General features: G+C 71.0%; 21 protein-coding genes. 6 read left to right on the forward strand and 15 right to left on the reverse strand.

The genetic code is table 11. The features are described 5' to 3' along the window. Nucleotides 1-6: 6 nt before the first annotated feature. From ACFORO_RS29620 to ACFORO_RS29630, 3 genes are all read right to left on the reverse strand, one after another. Nucleotides 7-1,065: an alpha/beta hydrolase gene (locus ACFORO_RS29620; RefSeq protein ID WP_377872310.1), complete on the reverse strand. Its 1,059-nt coding sequence runs from the start codon at nt 1,063-1,065 to the stop codon at nt 7-9. A 156-nt stretch (nt 1,066-1,221) separates the two neighbouring features. Then, nucleotides 1,222-2,991 (reverse strand): chloride channel protein, encoded by a 1,770-nt coding sequence (locus ACFORO_RS29625; protein ID WP_377872312.1) that lies wholly within the window; start codon nt 2,989-2,991, stop codon nt 1,222-1,224. 150 nt (nt 2,992-3,141) lie between these two features. Beyond that, a complete protein-coding gene (locus ACFORO_RS29630; protein WP_377872313.1) occupies nt 3,142-4,113 on the reverse strand; it encodes a threonine ammonia-lyase in 972 nt (323 codons plus the stop codon). Nucleotides 4,114-4,205: 92 nt separating this feature from the next. On the opposite strand from ACFORO_RS29630, the gene ACFORO_RS29635 reads away from it, so the two are divergent. Next, the gene (locus tag ACFORO_RS29635; protein ID WP_377872315.1) at nt 4,206-4,937 is read left to right on the forward strand and encodes a CPBP family intramembrane glutamic endopeptidase; all 732 of its coding nucleotides are present in this window, start codon (nt 4,206-4,208) and stop codon (nt 4,935-4,937) included. Between the two features lie 9 nt (nt 4,938-4,946). Here ACFORO_RS29635 and ACFORO_RS29640 read toward each other — a convergent pair whose 3' ends face one another. The 9 genes from ACFORO_RS29640 to ACFORO_RS29680 form a co-directional block, all read right to left on the reverse strand. Next, nucleotides 4,947-5,546 (reverse strand): Rv1733c family protein, encoded by a 600-nt coding sequence (locus tag ACFORO_RS29640; RefSeq protein WP_377872317.1) that lies wholly within the window; start codon nt 5,544-5,546, stop codon nt 4,947-4,949. A 93-nt stretch (nt 5,547-5,639) separates the two neighbouring features. Beyond that, entirely contained in the window at nt 5,640-6,626 is a 987-nt protein-coding gene (locus ACFORO_RS29645) for an Acg family FMN-binding oxidoreductase (RefSeq protein ID WP_377872318.1), read from the reverse strand. A 163-nt stretch (nt 6,627-6,789) separates the two neighbouring features. Continuing rightward, complete coding sequence (locus ACFORO_RS29650; protein WP_377872319.1) at nt 6,790-9,138, reverse strand: phosphoketolase family protein; 2,349 nt, start codon at nt 9,136-9,138, stop codon at nt 6,790-6,792. Beyond that, a complete protein-coding gene (locus tag ACFORO_RS29655; RefSeq protein ID WP_377872320.1) occupies nt 9,135-10,013 on the reverse strand; it encodes a universal stress protein in 879 nt (292 codons plus the stop codon). The genes ACFORO_RS29650 and ACFORO_RS29655 overlap by 4 nt, the downstream gene beginning before the upstream one ends. Further along, nucleotides 10,010-10,612, reverse strand: a complete 603-nt coding sequence (locus tag ACFORO_RS29660; protein ID WP_377872321.1) for a CBS domain-containing protein — start codon at nt 10,610-10,612, stop codon at nt 10,010-10,012. The genes ACFORO_RS29655 and ACFORO_RS29660 overlap by 4 nt, the downstream gene beginning before the upstream one ends. An 87-nt stretch (nt 10,613-10,699) precedes the next feature. After that, nucleotides 10,700-11,698, reverse strand: coding sequence for an Acg family FMN-binding oxidoreductase (locus ACFORO_RS29665; RefSeq protein WP_377872322.1), 999 nt, complete (start codon nt 11,696-11,698; stop codon nt 10,700-10,702). Nucleotides 11,699-11,914: 216 nt separating this feature from the next. Beyond that, complete coding sequence (locus tag ACFORO_RS29670) at nt 11,915-12,550, reverse strand: hypothetical protein (RefSeq protein ID WP_377872323.1); 636 nt, start codon at nt 12,548-12,550, stop codon at nt 11,915-11,917. After that, complete coding sequence (locus ACFORO_RS29675; RefSeq protein WP_377872324.1) at nt 12,547-12,939, reverse strand: hypothetical protein; 393 nt, start codon at nt 12,937-12,939, stop codon at nt 12,547-12,549. The genes ACFORO_RS29670 and ACFORO_RS29675 overlap by 4 nt, the downstream gene beginning before the upstream one ends. Then, nucleotides 12,905-14,029, reverse strand: a complete 1,125-nt coding sequence (locus ACFORO_RS29680; RefSeq protein ID WP_377872326.1) for an acetate/propionate family kinase — start codon at nt 14,027-14,029, stop codon at nt 12,905-12,907. Before ACFORO_RS29680 ends, ACFORO_RS29675 begins: the two co-directional genes overlap by 35 nt. A gap of 397 nt (nt 14,030-14,426) precedes the next feature. Here ACFORO_RS29680 and ACFORO_RS29685 point away from each other — a divergent pair, with 397 nt between their 5' ends. The 3 genes from ACFORO_RS29685 (at nt 14,427) to ACFORO_RS29695 (ending at nt 15,856) form a co-directional block, all read left to right on the forward strand. Continuing rightward, nucleotides 14,427-14,807 carry a DUF302 domain-containing protein gene (locus tag ACFORO_RS29685; RefSeq protein WP_377872327.1) on the forward strand — a complete coding sequence of 127 codons (381 nt, stop codon included), beginning with the start codon at nt 14,427-14,429 and terminating at the stop codon, nt 14,805-14,807. Beyond that, nucleotides 14,804-15,376, forward strand: coding sequence for a mycothiol-dependent nitroreductase Rv2466c family protein (locus ACFORO_RS29690; protein ID WP_377872328.1), 573 nt, complete (start codon nt 14,804-14,806; stop codon nt 15,374-15,376). Before ACFORO_RS29685 ends, ACFORO_RS29690 begins: the two co-directional genes overlap by 4 nt. A 210-nt stretch (nt 15,377-15,586) precedes the next feature. After that, entirely contained in the window at nt 15,587-15,856 is a 270-nt protein-coding gene (locus ACFORO_RS29695; protein WP_354740927.1) for a metal-sensitive transcriptional regulator, read from the forward strand. On the opposite strand, the gene ACFORO_RS29700 is transcribed toward ACFORO_RS29695, so the two are convergent. Together ACFORO_RS29700 and ACFORO_RS29705 are read right to left on the reverse strand one after the other, a co-directional pair. Then, nucleotides 15,843-16,400, reverse strand: a complete 558-nt coding sequence (locus tag ACFORO_RS29700; RefSeq protein WP_377872330.1) for a hypothetical protein — start codon at nt 16,398-16,400, stop codon at nt 15,843-15,845. The two genes, ACFORO_RS29695 and ACFORO_RS29700, sit on opposite strands and share 14 nt — an antisense overlap. 100 nt (nt 16,401-16,500) lie before the next feature. After that, a complete protein-coding gene (locus tag ACFORO_RS29705; RefSeq protein ID WP_377872356.1) occupies nt 16,501-17,070 on the reverse strand; it encodes a TetR/AcrR family transcriptional regulator in 570 nt (189 codons plus the stop codon). Between the two features lie 53 nt (nt 17,071-17,123). On the opposite strand from ACFORO_RS29705, the gene ACFORO_RS29710 reads away from it, so the two are divergent. Then, nucleotides 17,124-17,363, forward strand: a complete 240-nt coding sequence (locus ACFORO_RS29710) for a hypothetical protein (RefSeq protein ID WP_377872332.1) — start codon at nt 17,124-17,126, stop codon at nt 17,361-17,363. Here the strand turns inward: ACFORO_RS29710 and ACFORO_RS29715 are convergent. Next, nucleotides 17,341-18,339, reverse strand: coding sequence for a helix-turn-helix transcriptional regulator (locus ACFORO_RS29715; protein WP_377872333.1), 999 nt, complete (start codon nt 18,337-18,339; stop codon nt 17,341-17,343). The two genes, ACFORO_RS29710 and ACFORO_RS29715, sit on opposite strands and share 23 nt — an antisense overlap. An 85-nt stretch (nt 18,340-18,424) precedes the next feature. Here ACFORO_RS29715 and ACFORO_RS29720 point away from each other — a divergent pair, with 85 nt between their 5' ends. Beyond that, the gene (locus ACFORO_RS29720; protein ID WP_377872334.1) at nt 18,425-19,639 is read left to right on the forward strand and encodes an FAD-dependent oxidoreductase; all 1,215 of its coding nucleotides are present in this window, start codon (nt 18,425-18,427) and stop codon (nt 19,637-19,639) included. Nucleotides 19,640-19,642: the final 3 nt, after the last annotated feature.

The raw sequence follows: 19,642 nt of genomic DNA on the forward strand, positions 1-19,642 counted from the left end.
GAGAAATCAGGCGGCGAAAGCTTTTTCCAGGCGCGAGAGGTAATCGACGAGATCCTGTTCCCAGCAGTAGCCGTTGTGGCCGCCGTTGCAGTTCGTTCCCCACGTCGCGCCATTGCCGTAATCCACGTAGTAGTACGGCATCCGAAGAGCGTCGAGGTGATCCTTGACGTGCTTCGCTGCGCCTTCCAACCAGAATTCCAGCGCGTCGTTGTTGCCGACGTAGATCGAGACTCCGACACCGGCCAACTTGTCCACGTGCGTCGAAGGATCGGCAGCGTTCCACAGCCGATCGGCGTCGAATACCGGGTAGGGCGAGCCGAACAGGGCGTCGCTGTCCACGCCAGGCGCGTAGGAGTCCTGGGTGCAATTGTCGGCACCGGACGCGGAAGCGCAGATCGCGCCGACGGCGTTGGTCACCGTGGCGACAGCGACCATCCGCAAGTCCATCGAGTCCACCGACAGGTCGATGTCTCCCGAGAGCGAAGCGACCTGGCTGAACAGATCCGGGCGGTCCTCGGCGTAGTGCAAGGCCCCGAAACCGCCCATCGACACTCCCGCGACCGCGCGGCCCTTCTTCGCCGCGATGGTGCGCAGGTTGGCGTCGATGAACGGAATCACCTGGTCGAGGTGGAAGTTCTCCCAGTTCTGCGCGCCCAGCACGGTGTTGGGGTCACGCCAGTTCGCGTACCAGCCGCGGTGGCCGCCGTCCGGGATGACCGTGATCACCGAACTGGAGGCGGTCAGCGCCGGATAGCCCTGGGCGGCCGGGTCGTCCGGGGATCCGTGCAGGAAGTACAACACCGGATAGCGCTTGGCCGGGTGGGAGTCGTAGCCGGCCGGAAGAATGATCTTGAGGTGATGCGGGCCAGCGACCTGTGCGGTGGTCACGGTGAGGACGAAGTCGGTGCCGGTTCCGGTCGCCGAGCCGACCTGGGTCAGGCCGAACCCGTCGGCGAGGACAGGCTGGGCCTGCTCGTCCGCGTGCGCAGCGGGTGGCGCCAGCACGGCGAGAGCTGTCGCGACGGCGGCGGCCAGCCTGGCGGGAGCGCGAGACAGGGACCTCACCGGAGGAGTCCTTCTTCGAGGTGGAGCGCCCGTATCGCCATGCGGCCAAGGATCGCCGCTCGAAACCGGACAGGCCAGGCCACGAACCGGCCACTTTCGGCCGATCTCCGTCCCGGGAGCTCCCGGGACGCGGTCGCCGTTCCGAGAGCCAGCTCCTCAGCGGCGGTTCGCCGCGGGTTCCAGCGCGCTCAGCACCGACTGGTGCGTGATCCACCCCGTCAGCTCGTCAGTCCCGGTCAGCACCGGAAGGCCGGTTCCCGGCGCCTGGCTCAACGCGTCGAGCGCATCGGCGAGCGTGGAATCGCTCGTCACCGGCGGAGGCAGTTCGGCGAGATCTCCTACCCGGCCCGCGTGGTCTTCGGCCACTGCCTCGGCTACCGCGCGGGCCGTGGCGCAGCCCTGGTACCGGCCGTCCTCGTCGATGACCGGCAGGATTCCGTGGCCGGACAGCGCGAGGGCGTGCGCGGCCAACTCCAGCGGCAGGTCCTCGCGCAGCGGCTCCGGCAGCGGTTCGGTGACCGCGGAGACCTTCGTGCCCGCCAATCGCCGCGCGGAGGGGTGTTTGTCCAGATCGATGCCGCGGCGACGGAGCTTCAGCGTGTAGATCGTGTCCCGGCTCAGCGCGCGGCTCACGGCCGTCGCGATCACGATCGCGGTCAGCATCGGCAGGATCACCGAGTACTGCCCGGTCAGCTCGAACAGCACGATCACCGCCGTGATCGGGGCCCGCGCCGAACCGGCGAACGCCGCGCCCATGCCGATCAGCCCGTACACGCCCGGCGACGCCGTCACCGACGGGAACCACGTGTGCACCGCGATCCCGAACGCGGTGCCCGCCATCGCGCCGATGAACAGCGACGGCGCGAACACCCCGCCCGAGCCGCCGATGCCGATCGTCAGGCTGGTCGCCACGATCTTCCCCAGCATCAGGACCAGCAGGAATCCGAGGACGTACTTGCCTTCGACCGCGTTCTGCAGCACGGGATAGCCCACCCCGTACATCTGCGGCAGCGCCAGCAGCAGCCCGCCGAGGAAGATCCCGCCGACGGCCGGGCGCAGCCACTCCGGGCCTCGCCACAGCCGGTCGCACAGGTCCTCGATCCAGTACAGCACCCGGGTGAACAGCACCCCGCACGCGCCGACCACCAGGCCCAGCGCCACGAACAGCAGATACTCCACCGGACTGCGCAGCGTGAACGGCGGCAGGTCCAGGAACGGCGCGTTCCCCAGCACCGCCCGCCCGACGACGCTCGCCGTCACGCTCGCGAGCACCACCGCCCCGAACGATTCCGCCGCGAAATCCCGCAGGATCAGTTCCATCGCGAAGAACGGACCGGCCAGCGGCGCGTTGAAGGTCGCCGCGATCCCGCCCGCCGCGCCGCACGCCACCAGCACCCGCAGCCGCGATTCCGGCAGCCGCGCCGCCCGGCCCAGCGCCGAACCCAGCGCGGACCCGATCTGCACGATCGGGCCTTCCCGGCCCACCGAACCGCCGGAGCCGATCGTCAGCGCCGAGGCCAGCGCCTTCACCACGCTCACCTGCACCGGAATCCGGCCGCCCCGCTCGGCGACGGCGTACATCACCTCCGGCACCCCGTGCCCGCGCGCTTCCGGGGCGAACCGGTAGACCAGCGGCCCGTAAATCAGGCCCGCGATCACCGGGGCCAGCAGCAGGAACCACGGTCCCAGCGCCGGGAACCACGAGTGCGCCGCACGCCCGGCGTCCGAATAGTCCGCGTGTCCCGAGAACACGTGCGTGAACGTGGTGATCAGCCACCGGAACACCACCGCGCCCAGCCCCGCGCCCGCCCCGATCAGCACCGCCAGCCCGACCAGCCCCGCCCGGCTCTCCCGCACCCACCGGCCCACCGGCTGCCGAGCGGGCACGACCAGCCCGCGTTTCCCCGCACTCTCACCCGACGACATTGATGCAGTATGCAACAATTGCCCACGGACATGGTTGCGGGATCGCTCACACCTGACCGAGCGGCGATTCCTCAGGCACCGCAAGGGTTTTCGTCCGTTTTGCCGGGAGCCTGGCTGCGTCCGCCGTCACCGAGCCGATCCTCCAGGCCTCTAGTGCGAAGCCGCGCCGACCCAGCGGTGATAGGCGGCTGGGTCGACGTTGCTGCCGCAGACGATGGTGGCCACATGCCGTCCGGCGAAACGGTCGCGGTCTTCGAGAATCGCCGCGATGCCAAGTGCGGCAGAGGGTTCGACGACGAGGTCAGCGCGGTCGAGCAGCAGCCGCATCCCGGCGACGATCGAAGACTCCTCGACCAGGACGGCGTCGTCCGCGAGCAGGAGCAGGTCGTCCAGGACTGCTGGGATGGGCCGCCGTCCGGCGACGCCGTCGGCGATGGTGTCGGTCGAGTCGGTCGTGACGACGCGCCGTTCGCGCCAGGAGCGGGTCATCGCCGGTGCGCCCTTTGGCTGGACGCAGATCACCTCGACCTCGGGCGCACAAGCCTTGAGCACCTGACCGATCCCGGTGGCCATCGCGCCTCCGCCCAGTGCGATCAGGACGGCGTCGAACGCGGGCTCCGTCGCCACCAGTTCCAGTCCGATGGTCCCCGCGCCTTCGCAGGTCTCGAGGTCCAGGCTGTCTTCGACCAGTCGGATGCCGTCGTGCCGTGCGATGGCGACCGCGCGCTCGCGAGCCTCCTCGAAGTCGCCGTCGACCAGCTCTAACTTGGCCTCCAGCGCGCGGATCCGATCGAGCTTGATCGCGGGCGCGAAGCGGGACGCCACGACAGTGACGTCGAGTCCCCGGCCGCGGCCGGACCAGGCGAGGGCTTGGCCGAGGTTGCCCGCGCTGGCGCACACGACGGCCGTCGAGCGGATGTCGGCGAGCAAGCTGGTGATCACCTCGGTGCCGCGCGCTTTGAAGCTGCGGACCGGGTTCGCCGTTTCGAGCTTGATGCTCACCGCGCACCCGAGGTCGGATTCCAGCGCCTCGCAGCGATACAGCGGAGTGTCGAGGAAAACCGGGTCGATCAGCCGGCGGGCTGCCCGGATCCGAGCGAGGTCGAGCCGTGTCTCCTGCACGGGACGCAGCGTAGCCGCCGGGAGGCCTCGGCGAACCTGATGAGGAAGGGCGATCGAGCCGTCGCTGCCGTCGCGAGGCAGACTGAATCACGATGTCCTTCCCCGCCATTGTCCCGAAACAGCCGCAAGGAACCGCTCACCGGACCGTAGCGGTGGCTCTTGCCGTGCTGCTGCTCGCGACGGCCACCGTGCTGGCCAACCGGGTGCTGCCCGGCTGGGCCTATCCAGTCTGCGGAACGGTCACTGCGGCCGTGCTCCTGCTCCTCGCGCGCGCAGTCGGCATCGGCTGGGCGGAGATCGGGTTCAGCCGCCAGCACGCGCGCCGGGCGCTCCGGTTCGGGCTGGGCGGTTTCGCCGTCGTGGTGCTCGGGTTCGGTCTCGCCGCGGCGCTCCCGCCGCTGCGCGTGCTGTTCCACGACGGACGGGTCGGCTCGCACGGATTCGGCCAGCTCATGTGGCTCGCACTGGTCCGGATCCCGTTCGGCACCGTCCTGGTCGAAGAAGTCGCCTTCCGCGGCGTGCTCCCGGCATTGCTCGGCGGAGGCGAACGCTGGCGCTGGCGGCCGGTGCTCGGCGCGTCCGCGCTGTTCGGGCTGTGGCATCTGCTGCCGTCGCTCGCCCTCACCCAGAACGAGGCGGTGCGCCAGGCCGTCGGCAGCCTGCCGCTCGCGGTAGTCTCGCTGCTGGCGATGCTCGCCGCAGCCGCAGTGGGCGTTTTCCTTTGCTGGTGGCGCTACCTCGGCCGCGGTCTGCTCGCTCCGGCGCTCGTGCACGTGGCCACGAACTCGGTCGGGCTGGTGCTCGCCTGGGCGGTCGCCCGCTGAACCGAACGCTCACGGATGGGTGTGCTTCTCCTGCTCGACATCCCATTCGCGCTGCCATGCCGCCATCCGGTGCCGGTTCAGCGCGACCACCGTGCCCGCGCACATCAGGGCCACCAGCAAGCACGCCGAAACCCACAGCCCCAGTGCCGCGCACACCGCGTCGACCAGCACGGCGGACGCGGTCAGCGGCGGCGCGGCCGGGTTTCCGGCCCGGTCCACCCAGATCGAGACCTGGTCGCCGCGCCGCGCACCCGCGTCGGCCGCTACCTCGCCGACCCGGCGCGATCCGTCCGGCGCCTGCCAGGAGGCAGCGGTCAGAGCGGAGTCGGCGAAGACCCCGCTGCGTCCGCTCACCGTGGTAGCCGGGCCGTCGGTCAGCAGCACCGCGGTCGCCCGGCTCCGCTGCGCCAGTTCACGGGTCGAGACCGGTTTCTGCGTCCCGTAAAGCTCCGACCCGGCGGCAGCCGAGAACGGGACCGCGGCCAGCCCGACGAGTACTGCCGCGACGAGAAGACCGGCTTGGAATCGGTCCGAAGCCCGCGCTACTGAAGCGGGTCCCGGAACGAGCAGGTGCCACCACCGCCTGACGCGGTCAGCCGACGCTTCCATCTCTCGTGCCTTTCGTGCGGCCCCTCCACCAGGATCGCCCCGTAAGCACGCTGTCCACAGAGGACTTCCGCCCTGCTGCGCGCGCCGGAATGCTCACAACGCCGGGACTTCCGGCGCGCTCCGCACCGTCGTCACTTCCGCGGCGGGACGTCGCGCGATCATCCGCGTCGGCAGCCCGTACCCGACGCGCAGCAGCGTGTGCACGTGCCCCAGGTCGCGGAAGGCCGCCAGCAGCTGCGCCCGCGTCGACCGGGCCTCGAACGGCTGCGACAGGAACGACGTCGCCAAACCCTCCGCGGTCGCGGTCAGCAGGACGCGTTCCATGATCATCCCGCCGCGGACGTCGGCCGCCACGCCCTGGTCCCGGGTCAGCACCGCGGCCAGCACCGGATCCTGCTCGAACGGCCGCGGCGGAATCGACCGGTTCTCGTGCGACGCGCGGAGCGACACCACGCCGGGGATGTCCGCGGGTGGCCCGAACGCGTCAGTGGGCACGCCGTCCGGGCACTCCGCCGCGCGACCGGTCCACCTCGCGGTTTCCGCACGGAAGTCCGCGTCCGTGGCCTGTTCGGTCTCCGCCCGGCGCACGAGCGCGGTCACCTGGGCGTAGCGGCCCGAGCCGTCCAGGAAGTCCAGGTGGCCGCCTTCGCCCAGCGCGGCCGAGCGAAGCAGCGCCCGCGCCGACGGCGGCACCGCCCGGTCGGACAGCGGACGCCGGTTCGTGTGCCGCCGGTAGACCGCTTCGGCGAGCCGACGGTCCAGAGTGGACGGACGGGTGTTGCCCTCGATCGAGACCAACGCCAGCAGATCGCGGTCAGCCGCCTCCGGCGCGATCCGCACGCGGCTGCGCACGCCGTTGACCCGCAAGGTGAGCACCAGGTTGCACACCGCCGCGCCGCAGGAGAGCCGCGCCTCGCGCCCGGCCGGGTCGGCGACCGGCAGGACGCGGTCGCGGTCCAGCCACACCTCGATCCGAGGCCCGTCGACGACGAACCGCCACGGCTGGGTGTTCTGCGGGGACGGAGCGCGCACCGCGGCGGCGAGCGCTTGGTCGACGACGAGCGGCAGGAAAACGTTCATGGGAAGTCTCCGGGTGAGGGGGTACTGAACCGAGCGTCTCTCCCCGAGGGCTCGCGAAGTAGCGGAACCTGTCCCGAATTCGAGGGACCAACGGCCCTCAGGGAACCCGGCGGTCCGGGATCGGATCCGCCGGTGCGGAGCAGGGGCGCGGCGGGAACGGCGGCTACCGGCCCCACCACCGCCACTCCCGCACCTCGGGCAGGTCCTCGCCGTGCTCGGTGATCCAGCGCCGGTGCCGGTCTTGCGCGCGGGTCATCCGCTGCCGCAGCGGCCCGGTCGTGGCGAGCAGCCCGGGCACCCGGTCCAGTACGTCGATCACCAGCTGGAACCGGTCCATCCGGTTGCGCACCAGCATGTCGAACGGCGTGGTCGTGGTGCCGTGTTCGGTGTAGCCGCGGACGTGGAGCCCGGCGTGGTTCGTCCGGCGGTAGGCCAGCCGGTGGATCAGCCACGGGTACCCGTGATAGGCGAAAATCACCGGCCGGTCCGGGGTGAACAGCGCGTCGAACTCCCAGTCGCTCAGCCCGTGCGGGTGCTCCGCCTCCGGCTGCAGCCGCATCAGGTCCACCACGTTCACCACGCGGACCGCCAACTCGGGCAGTTCCTCGCGCAGGATCGCCGCCGCGGCAAGGATTTCCAGAGTCGGCGCGTCGCCCGCGCACGCGAGCACGACGTCCGGCTCGCGGTCCGCGTGCGTGCTGGCCCATTCCCAGATACCCAGGCCCCGCGCGCAATGCAGGGCGGCTTCCTCGGCGTCGAGCCAGTCCGGCGTCTCGTTCTTGCCCGCGACGACCACGTTCACCAGATCCCGGCTGAGCAGGCATTGCGCGGCCACCTCCAGCAGTGTGTTGGTGTCCGGCGGGAAGTACACCCGCACGACCTCCGGGGCCTTGTTCGCCACGTGGTCGACGAAACCCGGGTCCTGGTGGGAAAACCCGTTGTGGTCCTGGCGCCAGACGTGCGAGGTCAGCAGGTAGTTCAGCGACGCCACCGGCCGCCGCCACGGGATCTCGCGGTGCACGCGCAGCCATTTGATGTGCTGGTTCACCATGGAGTCCACGATGTGCGCGAACGCCTCGTAGCAGGAGAACAGCCCGTGCCTGCCGCTCAGCAGGTAACCCTCGAGCCAGCCCTGGCACAGGTGTTCCGAGAGCACTTCCATGACGCGCCCGTCCGGGGCGAGGCGCTCGTCGGGCGGGCCGGTCGGCAGTTCCCAGGTCTTCGCGGTCACGTCGTACACCGCGTCGAGCCGGTTCGACGCGGTTTCGTCCGGGCCGAACAGCCGGAAGTTCGCGCGTTCGGCGTTGCGGCGGAACACTTCCCGCAGGAACCGGCCGAGCGCGCGGGTCGGCTCCGAAGCCCGCTCCCCCGGTGCCGAGGTCTGCACGGCGTGCTCGGCGACCGGCGGCAGCGAAAGCGGGCGCAGCAGCACGCCGCCGTTCGCGTGCGGGTTCGCGCCCATTCGTCGCGAACCGGTGGGGATCAGCGCGGTGACCGCCTCGGTCGGGCGGCCTGCGGAGTCGAAGAGCTCTTCCGGCCGGTAGGACCGCAGCCACTCTTCGAGCTGCCGCAGGTGCGCCGGGTCCTCGCGCACCCGGGGCAACGGGACCTGGTGCGCCCGCCAGGTTCCGCAGACCGGCTGACCGTCCACTGTGGCCGGTCCGGTCCAGCCTTTGGGCGTCCGGAGCACGATCATCGGCCACGGGTCGCCGCGGCGGATCAGAGCCAAGTCGGCGACCACCGCGTCCAGCGCCGCGGCCATCTCCTGGTGCATCGCCGCGGGCTCGTCGCCCTCCACGAACACCGGAGCCCAGCCCGCGCCGCGCAGCAGCGAGTCCAGTTCGGACGGCGGGATCCGGGACAGGACAGTCGGATTCGCGATCTTGTACCCGTTGAGGTGCAGGATCGGCAGCACCGCCCCGTCGCGGCGCGGCTCCAGGAACCGGCTGGCCTGCCAACTGGTCGCCAGCGGGCCGGTCTCCGCCTCGCCGTCGCCGACGACGCACGCGACGAGCAGGCCCGGGTTGTCGAACGCGGCACCGAACGCGTGCGCGAGCGAGTAGCCCAGTTCGCCGCCCTCGTGGATCGACCCGGGCACGTGCGGGGACACGTGGCTCGGCACCCCGCCGGGGAACGAGAACTGCCGGAACAGCCGGTCCATTCCCTCCTCGTCGCGCGAAACCTCCGGCCACAGCTCGGAATAGCTGCCCTCCAGCCAGGTGCTCGCGAGCAGCGCCGGACCGCCGTGCCCCGGTCCGGTCACGAACATCGCGTCGAGATCGTGCGCCAGGATCGCGCGGTTGAGGTGCGCGTAAACGAAGTTCAGGCCGGGCGAGGTGCCCCAATGCCCGAGCAGCCGCGGTTTCACCTGCCCGGCGGTCAGCGGTTCCCGCAGCAACGGGTTGCCCATCAGATAGATCTGACCCGCGGCAAGGTAGTTCGCGGCTCGCCACTGAGCGTCGACCTGCGCCAATTTCTCTTCGGCGAGCGTCGCTGCCGGAGCCGCGGTCACCGCCTCGAGTCCCGCACCACGAGCACCGGGCAGGAGGCGTGGTGGACCATCGCCTGGCTGGTCGAGCCGAGCAGCATTCCGGCGAACCCGCCGCGCCCGCGGCTGCCGACGACCAGCAGTTGCGCGCGGCTGGACTCGTCGAGCAGCACGTGCCGCGGCCGGTCGCGGACCACCTTTCGCCGCACCTCGACGTCCGGGTACTTCTCCTGCCAGCCCGCGAGCCGCTGCGCCAGCAGCCGTTCCTCGGCGGGCTCCAGGCTCTCCCACCGCGGCATGAGCCGCGCCGAGCTCTCGGCCGAGTCGTAGACGACGTCGATCCAGGCATGGACCGCGACCAGCGGCACCTGCCGGAAACTGGCCTCCTCGAACGCCGTCCCGAGCACCGCGTCGCTGCTCCAGCCGCCGTCGACGCCGGCCACGACCGGCCCGTCGCCCTGCCTCCCGCGGACCACCGCCACCGGGCACCCGGCGTGGCTGACGACCGCCCCGGTCGTCGCTCCCACCAGCATGCCCGCGAACCCGCCGATCCCGGCGCGGCCGAGCACGACCAGCCGGGCCGCGTGGGACCGCGCGATCAGCAGGGCCGGCGCCGAATCGGTCAACGCCTCGCTGCTGACTTCCAGGGAGGGGTCCACCGAAAGCGCCAGCTCGCGCGCCTCGGCCGCGATGCGCTCGCCGTCCTGCCGGATGCTTGCGAACAGCCCGGCGCTTTCAGCGGGGCCGCCACCGTAAACCAACCCGGCCAGCTGGAGGCAATGCACCAGCTCCAGTTCGAGATCGCGTCCCGAAGCGAGCCGCGCGGCCCAGCGCACCGCGTCCGCCGACCCCTCCGAACCGTCGACTCCGACGAGCACTGTGCGGGTCCAGTCAGTCATCTCTCCACCTCCTCCGCGGACACGAGGTCCGCTCCGACCACGCCGGGCACCGCCAGTGCCAGCAGCGTCGCGACGTGGCGATCGGTTTCGTCCTCAAAGCGGTCGACGATCCGCACGATCCCTTCGCGCACGTCGACCTTCCAGCGGCCGGTGCCGCCGTAAATCTCGAGCCGGTGCCGCACGTCCGCGGCGATCGCGTGGTCTTCCCTGGCGAGCACGCGCACGACGTCGCCGCGCGTCACGATGCCGATCACCCGGCTGCCGTCCACGATCGGCATCGCCCGGATCCGCGCGTCCACCAGTGCCTGGCACAGATCGGCGACGTCGGTGCCGGACGACATCGCGGTCGCCGGAGACGTCATCACCGCGCCGACAGTCGCCTCAGCGGCTTCTGAATGGTGCGGGTACGCCGACCGCGTGTCGGCCGGAATGCAGCCGCGGATCAGGTCCGCCTCGGTGACGATGCCGATCAACCGGTCGTCGTCCACCACCGGAAGCGCGGTGAAGCCGTGCTCGGACAGGATTTCCGCCGCCTCCTTGACGGGTGTCCGCGGATCGACTGTCCACACTGGCGCGGACATCAGATCACGTGCGCGCATCAGGTCCGTCCTTCCCTTGTGCGCCAAAGCTTTCCGGCGCGACGCAGCCCGGTGCCGTCCTCGATGGCAACCCGGTCGGTTACGTATTCATCGCCACTTCCGGCCGAGGCCCTCGGCGACGCCGCGACGCAGGCTCGACGGCGCGACGCGGGTCGAGCGCCCCAGCCGCAGCAGCGCTTGCGGAAACCCGGCGAGCCGGTAGTCCTCGCACAGCGCCGAACGCACCTCGGGCACCCGCAACGGCTGGGTCAGCACCGCGCCGGCGAGACCGAGGGTGATCCCTTCAAGCCAGGACCGCTCCAGTGCGTAACCGGCGTGGATGTGGTCGGCGCGCGCGTCGTCAGCGGTGGTGAACAGCAGCACCGTTTCCGCTTCAAGACGCTCCCGCCGCACGAGCAGGTCCGGCAGGACCGTCGCCCGCCGCCGCACGAGCCCGCCCCACGGCAGCTCGACCGTGGACCGCGTTCCCGTACCATGCCGATGCGGGAACGCCTCGTCCCGGACCGTCCAGAGCGCCAGTTCGCTCTGGTAGGCCTCGTCGTCCTGAAGGGCGCGCGCGGCGTGCTCGAAGAACTTCGCGAGCCGTTCCGTCCCGTCCACCCGCGCCGCCTTCACCCCGGTCGTCACCGCGGCCGCGACAACCCGCGCGGTCTGCTCCGCGGTGACCGGCAGTCCGGTGAACGCCCCGCGGTGGCTTCGCCGCACCATGATCGCCCCGTAGCGCCGCAACTCCTGGTCGGTGGGCGGCAACGGTTCCGCCGCTTCGACCCGCGCGACGACCTCCGGGTGCGCCGGATCCGGCAATACGGTCACTTCGGCCCGTCTGCCGAGCACGCGGACCGCCAGCTCGAGATTCGCCAACGCGGTCCCGCAGGACATCGCCAGGTCCCGCCGGTGCGGGTCGTGCCGCGGCAACGTCACGTCGACGCGCTCGCACAGCAGCACCGCGCCGTCGGTCAGCTCGACTCGCCAGGGCTGCGTGTGGTGCACGGACGGGGCCCGCAGGACTGAGCGGCCCAGCACCTCGGCTTCGGCGAGCGTCCACTCGCCGGACCGGCAACCCGCCGCAGTGGCTGTCTTCTCCATGGCGGTCACTCCTGTCGTGTCGTACTGCCCGAGCAAACCGCGCCGCACCCGGTTCGCGCTCCGGCCGCAAGCCACCGGGCGCAGGGACCAACGTCACCGGATCCGGCGGCACGGGATTCCGAAGTGGACTCGCGCCTGCTTCGGCGCGGTCGCCGGAAGAGAATTGCCGACAGCTCCCCGGCAGCCGAAACCCGTTCCCCGCCGGGATCACGGCGGTCAACGACGCGTGCCCTCGAACACCAGCACCACCGCCTGTGGCGCGCTCCCCTGTCCGCCGGGCCGCACCTCGGTCGTCAACCCGCGCACCGCGGCGGCGACCCGCACCGAATGCACTGCCGCGCCGACCAGCACGCGGTCCACACAGCCCGCACCGTCCGCGACCACCGCGAGTCCCCGGCTGTTCGGCTGCCGCGTCACCTCGGTGCGCGGCCACGGGTTCTCCCCTGCCAGCGCCGCGAGCACGCCAGGATCCACGACCGGCACCGCCCGCCCCCGCGGCGGTCCGGCCACCGCCCGCAACGCGAGATAACGGTCCCAGTCGCTCACAGTCGCCGGGTCGTCCGCGCCGGGGATCACCGCGGCGAGCACGTCCGGTCGGCCGGGATCGTGCGGGAACGACAGCACCGGGCGGATCCCCAGCCCCCGCAGCACAATCCAGGCCGCCGACAGCGCGGTGCCGCACCCGGCGAGCACGTGCCGTCCGCCGGGGTCGTGCCGGAGGCGGCCGACGCGGGCGATCGCCAGTTCGCCGGGCCGGATCTCGACGACGAACCGGCGGACGTCCAGCCGCGCCAGCGCGTCGGCGAGCACCGCCCGCGCGGAACGGTCCCAGGAGAATGCGAGGTCAGTCATCTCAGCGCCCCCGCGGGCCGTGAAGACGCGGCCCGGCAGGTCGCCAGCAAGCTCTCGGCATCGGTGACCGTGACCCGGTCCGCCAGCCCGGCGGGCACCGTCACCGGAAGCCCCGGCTCCGGCGGCACGAGCACCACCGGGACGAGCGCCCGCAACGCGCACACGATCCCGAACTCGCGCGTCGTGATCTCGTCCCCGGCACCGCGGACGTCCACGGCGAGCACCGGCGGATCGGCTCGGTCGTCGAGCGGGCACGAGGTCCCCGGCGCGAGCGCGAGGCAGAACCCCTCCCGCGAATGACACCGGCTGACCCGGCACCCGTTGTCCCGCAACGGCCGGCAAAACGCGTCACTGTCACCGAACTTCGCTTCGGTCAGCAGTACGTGCACGGTGCACCTCATTTCCCAGATCCGCGAGCACGGCCTCCGCGCCGCGGGCGAGTTCCAGGTCCTCGCGGGCGCGGACCACCAGCACCGGCACGGGCGAACCCGGCGCGCTGATCGTCCGGTCCACATCGGACTGTTCGAGTGTCCCGATCCGCACTCCCAGCATCCCGAGACCGCGAGCGACCTCGGCGATTGTTTCCGGCTGGTATTCCGCGACCCCGCCGGTGAACACCAGCGCGTCGAGCCGGTCGAGACTCATTGCGGTGGCCCCGATTTCCCGGCGGAGCCGGTGGACGTAGACCTCGACCGCCAGCGCGGCGTCGGCGTTCCCGTCCGCCGCGGCCGCCCGCACCTCGCCGAGATCGCCGCTGGTCCCGCTCATCCCGGCGAGCCCGGACCGCAGGCACAACGCGTCGGCCAGCTCGTCGGGACCCATCGGCGCGGTCTTCATGACGTGCAACAGCAATCCCGGGTCGACCGAGCCGGACCGGGTCGCCATCGCGGGCCCCTCCAACGGGGTGAACCCCATCGAGGTGTCCACGCTCCGCCCGCCGCACACCGCGGTCACCGACACCCCGGCACCCACGTGCGCGCACACCAGCTGCAGCCCATCGACGGGCCGTCGCAGCAGTTCCGCTGTCCGGCGCACCGCGTACTGCACCGACAACCCGTGGAAACCGTAGCGGCGCAACCGGTTCTGCCGCGTCCACTCGCGCGGCAACGGATAATGCGAGGAGGCGGCAGGCAGGTTCGCGTGGAACGCGGTGTCGAAACAAGCCACCACCGGCACGCCCGGCAACAGTTCCCGGACCTTCCCGGCGACCTCCAGCGAAAACGGCTGGTGAATCGGCGCCAACGGCACGAGCCGATCGAGATTCGCCACCACCCGGTCGGTCACCAGCACCGGCGTCTTCTGCGCACCGCCGTGCACGAACCGCACCGCCACCGCGTCCGGCCGCGGCCACCGCCGCACCGCGTCGACCGCGGCACGGGACAGTTCGCTCTGCCAAGCAGCCCAGCCGACCGCCGTGCCGTCGTGCACGACCGCCGCCTTCAAACTGGACGAGCCAGGATTGAGGGTCAGGATTCGCACTGAGTTCTCCTCGCGTCCGGTCGCACCGCTCGTCCCGCAGCCGACGCTATTCCGGCGCGACCCGCGGTCACTGCGGGCGGACGTCCGCGCTGCCGGTGTCTTTAGTCCCCAGGGCAGCGGCAGTACGACCCGCGTGTTCGCCGAAACGATGACGAAGATCCCGCCCTTTTGCGCGCCCCGTCCAGGCATGCCCCAAACCCGGCTTTCGCCCTGGAGCGAACGATGACCGTTTCACGCCATTCGCCGCATCCCGACCTGCCGAACGCTCGACCAGCTCGTCCCGGGCGGTGATCCGGTCCCGCGCGGCGCGGACTGCCCTGATCGCGCTGACCGATACCCCCAGGGGCATGTGAAATGCCCCCGGGGGTATTGTCAACAGCAACGGAAAGGAGCAGCCGTGCAGGTGAGTTTGTCCCGCACCTACGAAGGCGCGGGTTTCGACGACGTGATGGCCAAGACGCGAACCGCGCTCGCCGGGGCCGGTTTCGGCGTGCAGGCGACCATGCGCGAGAAGCTGGACGAGCGAATGGAGCGCTACACCATTCTGGGCGCGTGCAATCCACCGCTCGCCCACCGCGGGCTCACCGCGACCCGCGAGATCGGATTGCTGTTGCCCTGCAACGTGGTCGTCCGCGAAAACGAGGCCGGAGGCACGATCGTCGAGGCGGTCAATCCCGCGATGATGGCCGAGGTCGCGACGGGCGTCGCCGAGGTCGCCGCGGAAGCCGCCGAACGACTCGGATCCGCGCTCGACGCACTCGACCGGGAGCTGGCATGACCGGGGTGGTGCTCTACGCGGATCCGGTCTGCCCGTTCGCCTGGCTCGCCTACCGTTGGCTCGCCGACGCGGAAACCGAGTTCTCGGTGCGGCCGATGAGCCTCTCCGTCCTCAACGAAGGACAGACCGTGCCGGAGGCGCACCGTCAGCGGATCGAGGACTCGCTGCACGTTGGCCGGGTCCGCGCCGCGATCGAGGACCCGGCGGCCGCCACCCGGTTCCATCTCGAGCTCGCCCGCCGGATTCACGAGCAGCGGCAGCCGGTCGACCGCGCCCTGCTTCGCGCGGCCCTGCGTGCCGCGGGATTGCCGGAAGACCTTGCGGACCAAGCGAATTCCGCCGACGCCGACCCGGCCGTGCACAGCGCGCACCGCGCGAGCCAGGACGCGCTCGGCGAAACCGGCGGCAGCCCGATCACCGAGATCGACGGCCGGGCCTTCTTCGGCCCGGTGCTCACCGAACTGCCCACCCCGGCCGAGGGCCGCGCCCTGCGCGCGGCCGCCGCCGTCCCGGCGTTCGCCGAACTCCGCCGGCCGCGCGTCGGCGCGCCGACGATCCCGGAAGGATGACCATGTGCCGTCCCGTTGCGTGCCGCACCTGCGGCAAAACTACCTGGGCCGGCTGCGGCCAGCACGTCGACCAGGTCAAAGCCGCCGTGCCCGCCGGAGAGTGGTGCCCCGGACATCCCGCCCAACCGCCGCCGCCGCGCTCGTGGCCGTGGCGCAAGCGCCGCTCCTGAACCCATCCGAACTTCACCGACCAGTCAGGAAGAGGACCTCATGATCGGCGACCAGGACACCGTCACCCAGGTGCGCAACCGGCTCCGCCGCGCGCAAGGCCAGCTCGCCGGGGTCATCTCGATGATCGACGAGGGCCGCGACTGCAAGGACGTGGTCACCCAGCTCGCCGCCGTCTCCCGCGCACTCGACCGGGCCGGGTTCAAGATCATCGCCAGCGGCCTGCGCGAATGCGTCTCCGCGGACGGCGAAGGCAACGAGACCGCGATGACCGAGGAACAGCTGGAGAAGCTCTTCCTCACGCTCGCCTGAGCTGAGCGTCCCCAGCGCGGCCGAGCCGGATCGCCGAGACCAGGAAGAAGATTCCGCCGAGGACCGCGTATCCGGCCACCGTCGCCAGCGACGGGTTCGGCGCGCCCGCGCTCAGGACGAAGTTCGCCCCGGCCAGCACGGAGATGCCGCCGCTCAGGATCATCGGCCACTGGCCGCCCATCCCGCGCCTGCCGACAGCCACGATCAGCTGAACCAATCCGGCAATGACGGCCCACGCGCCCCAAACCCGCAGCACCGCCGGAACACCGGACGCGCTGGCGACGGCGATGCCGATCCCCGCCAGCAGGCTGATCGCGATGTTCACGTACAACCCGGCGGCACGGGACGAGCGCGCGTCCACGATCGCGGCGGCGACGTCGAACAGCGGATACCCGACGACGAGCACGACCCCGATCGGGCCGACGTGCGACTTCGAGGTGAGGAACAGCAGCGCGGCCCAGACGACGGCGAACGCGAATCGGACGAAATACAGCCGACGCAACGGGGCCGCGCTTTCGGCGGCGGGCTTGTCAACGATGGTCACGGGGATCCTTCCCAAGCACAGGTAGAACGAACGTTCTGTCTCTCTCTGAGCCTGTCGCGACGCCGGGACAGCGTCAAGGCAGAAGGGTCTTTCCGAAGTGTTACGTCGCCGCGGAGTCGAGGCGGAAGCGCAGGATGCCGTCGACGCCCTGCAGGAACGTCTCGCCCACCGCAGCCGCGTCCGTCAGGCAGCCGGATGCCATCGCACCGTCGCGCAGCAGCACGAAATGCCGTCCCGCGGGCTCCGGCGGAGTGTCGCCGATCTGTGCGAGGAGGTCCGTGATTGTGCGCAGGAACCATTCCCGGTGCGCCAGGACAGCTTGGTGCACCGGGTGTTTCGGGTCCGGGTACTCCGCCGCCGCGTTCAGGAAAGCGCAGCCGCGGAAGTGCGCGGACTGGATGCTCTCCGCGATGAATCCGGCGATGGCGCGCAGGGCGTCGGCAGCGGGAGGGTTGCCGGAGAGGATCTTGCCGATGCCGTCGCGCTCCATCTCGGAGACGCCCCGCAGATACGCGACGACGAGGTCTTCTTTGCCGGGGAAATGCCGGTACAGCGTGGCCCGGGTGACCTTCGCTTCCGCGACGATCCGGTCGATCCCGACCGAGTGGAGGCCTTCGGCGTAGAAGATCCGGGTGGCCGTCGCGAGCAGCCTCGACCGCGCTTCGGACACCTGGATCTTCTGCACCACAAGGCAACGCTAGCAGAGTCGCATTACCCGGCCAGGTGGTCGCTGATCTGGGCGAACACCGCTTCCAGCGGCGGCACCAGGATCGACCGCGACATCAGGTGCGCTCCGAACACCTCGCCGTGCTGCGGTGGTGGCTCGAAACGGACCCCGCGCCGATGTCGGCGGAAGAGGCCACCGGCATGGTGCAGAACCTCTCGCTGCGCGGCCGCTACTGGGCCAACGGCTTCGAGGGCGATCCGCCGGATCCCGCGCCTACCGGGCCGGAGTCCCCATAGCGGCCCATCGCCGGGCGATTTCTTGGCACGCGGCAACGAGTTCGGGTGGACGGACGTCGGTCATTTCGGCGTCGAAAGTGGCGAGGATGCCCGCGATCCCGGCCCAGGACCAGGCCCCGAGCGTGAGCCGGCAGTGGCCGGTGTCGAGGTCTTCCGCCACCGAGCCGCCCGGAGCCCAGCGCGCTACGACGGCCGCGGGCAGGTTGAGCCGGGCGGATCCGGTGCACTCCCACTCCGCGGGGGTGTCTCCGCGATCGTGGGTGCTCATCACGAACTGCGCGAGATCGTCGACCGGCAGCGCGCGGGCCGGGAACCGCTGTGTGGTCGGGCGAACCTTCAGCCGGTCGACCCGCCGCACTCGCCATTTCCGGTCCGTGCGGTCGTAAGCGGCCAGATACCACCGGGCAGCCCAGACAACCAGATGGTGCGGCTCGATCCGGTGCGCGGCCTCGAAGTCGGCGTCGCCGGGTTCGGCGCGGGTGCCGTCCGGACGCAGGATCTCGGCGACGAGCACCTGCCGGTGCCGCACGGCGGTTCCGACAGCGGTGAGAGCCGCTGGATCGATCGGCGGTCCGGGGAATTCCCAGTAGTTCCGCAGCCGGGTCAGGCGCAGGGATTCCATCGACGCCCGCAGCGCGGGAGGCATGACCTGGTGCAGCGTCGCCAGGGCGCGCGAAGCGTCGTCGCCTAATCCGAACATCGTGCTGGGCGCGGTTTGCAACGCCACCGCCACCGCGAGGGCCTGGTCGTGGTCGAACAGCAACGGCGGCAACGTGTTTCCGGCGCCGAGGCGGTAGCCGCCGTCGGGACCGTGCACGGTGGCGATCGAGTAGTCGAGCCCGCGCAGGGTCTCGATGTCGCGGCGGACAGTGCGTTCGCTGGCCTCGAGCCGCTTGGCAAGTTCGCGCAGCGGCCACACCCGTCCTGACCCCAGCAGAGACAGCAGCCGGAGCGCCCGGTGGGAAGTATTCGCCATCGCCCCATCATGTACTGGCCACTCGATGTCCACTACCCCGGGCAAGGTCGGTTCCGTTCCAGAAAGAGCGGAAGGACAGTCAGGCATGCGGGTAGTGGTAGTCGGCGGCGGAATCGGCGGTCTCGCGTTGGGCGCGGGATTGCGCAGCCGGGGATTCGAGGTGACGGTGTTCGACCGCGACACCGACGTGACAGCGACCGGCGGTTACCACATCACCTTGGACGACCGGGCACAGTCGGCGCTGGCCGAACTGGTGGAACCAAAGATCATGCAGCGGCTGCTGGCGTCGGGCTCGGCCCTCCGGCTCCGCGAACGAGACGCGTTCTGGGACCGCCGCGGCCGCTTTCTCGGGCACGGCCCCGATCTGAGCGGCAGCGGCAGCGTGGACGTCGACCGAATCACCCTGCGCACGCTGCTGGCCGAAGCAGTCGGCGAGGACCTGCACCTCGGACGCACCGTGTTCGGCGTCAGCGACGATGGCCCCCAGGTCCTCTTCGCCGACGGCACACTGGTTTCAGCGGACCTGATAGTCGGCGCGGATGGTGCCCACTCGGTAGTCGCGCGGCACCTGGCAGGCGGCCCGACCAACCGCCCGGCAGGCATCGTCGGCTTCTCCGGCCGCACCCTCCGCCGAGACCTCGGCCTCCCCGAACAGGAACGGTTGCGCTCGCGCTCCGGCATCGCGATCGCCCCGCACGGAGCTGCGCTGTACGTCGGTTTCCTGGACCCAGTCGGCAATGCCGCACTCGACGCTCCCGAGTTGCGGATGTCCGTCACCACGGGCCCGACTTACATCTGGGGCGCGATGCTCCCCGAGTCGAATGCGACCAATGCCCTGCGCACCCGCCGCGGCGGCGAACTGCAGACCGCGATCCTGGAGACGTTCCGCAACCGCCGTTGGGCCGAGCGCACCCTCGAAGTCATCGCCAAGGCCGCCCCGGACAGCGTCGCCGCCTTCCGCTTCAACGCCGCCTCCACCCGAGCGGTCGACCTAGACCCCTGGCCCACCGGCCGAATCACCGCCCTAGGCGACGCCGTCCACGCCACGCCGCCCACGGCCGGAATGGGCGCCGGCGCGGCCATTCGCGACGCCGCGAGCCTGGTCAAGCACTTGTCCGAAACCGACAGCACCACCGCCGTCGCACGATTCGAAGCCGAAATGCGCGAACGCGGCAGCGAGGTCCTGACTCTGGCGATGAAGACGGTCAAATGGATCCTCGCCACCGACACCCCGCTCGGCGCCGCAGCCACCGCCGCGCTAACGCCGATCCTGGCCACAGCCGCCCGACTGCGCCGCTGAGGG

The organism is Amycolatopsis halotolerans (assembly GCF_042647905.1).
Lineage (GTDB): Bacteria > Actinomycetota > Actinomycetes > Mycobacteriales > Pseudonocardiaceae > Amycolatopsis > Amycolatopsis halotolerans.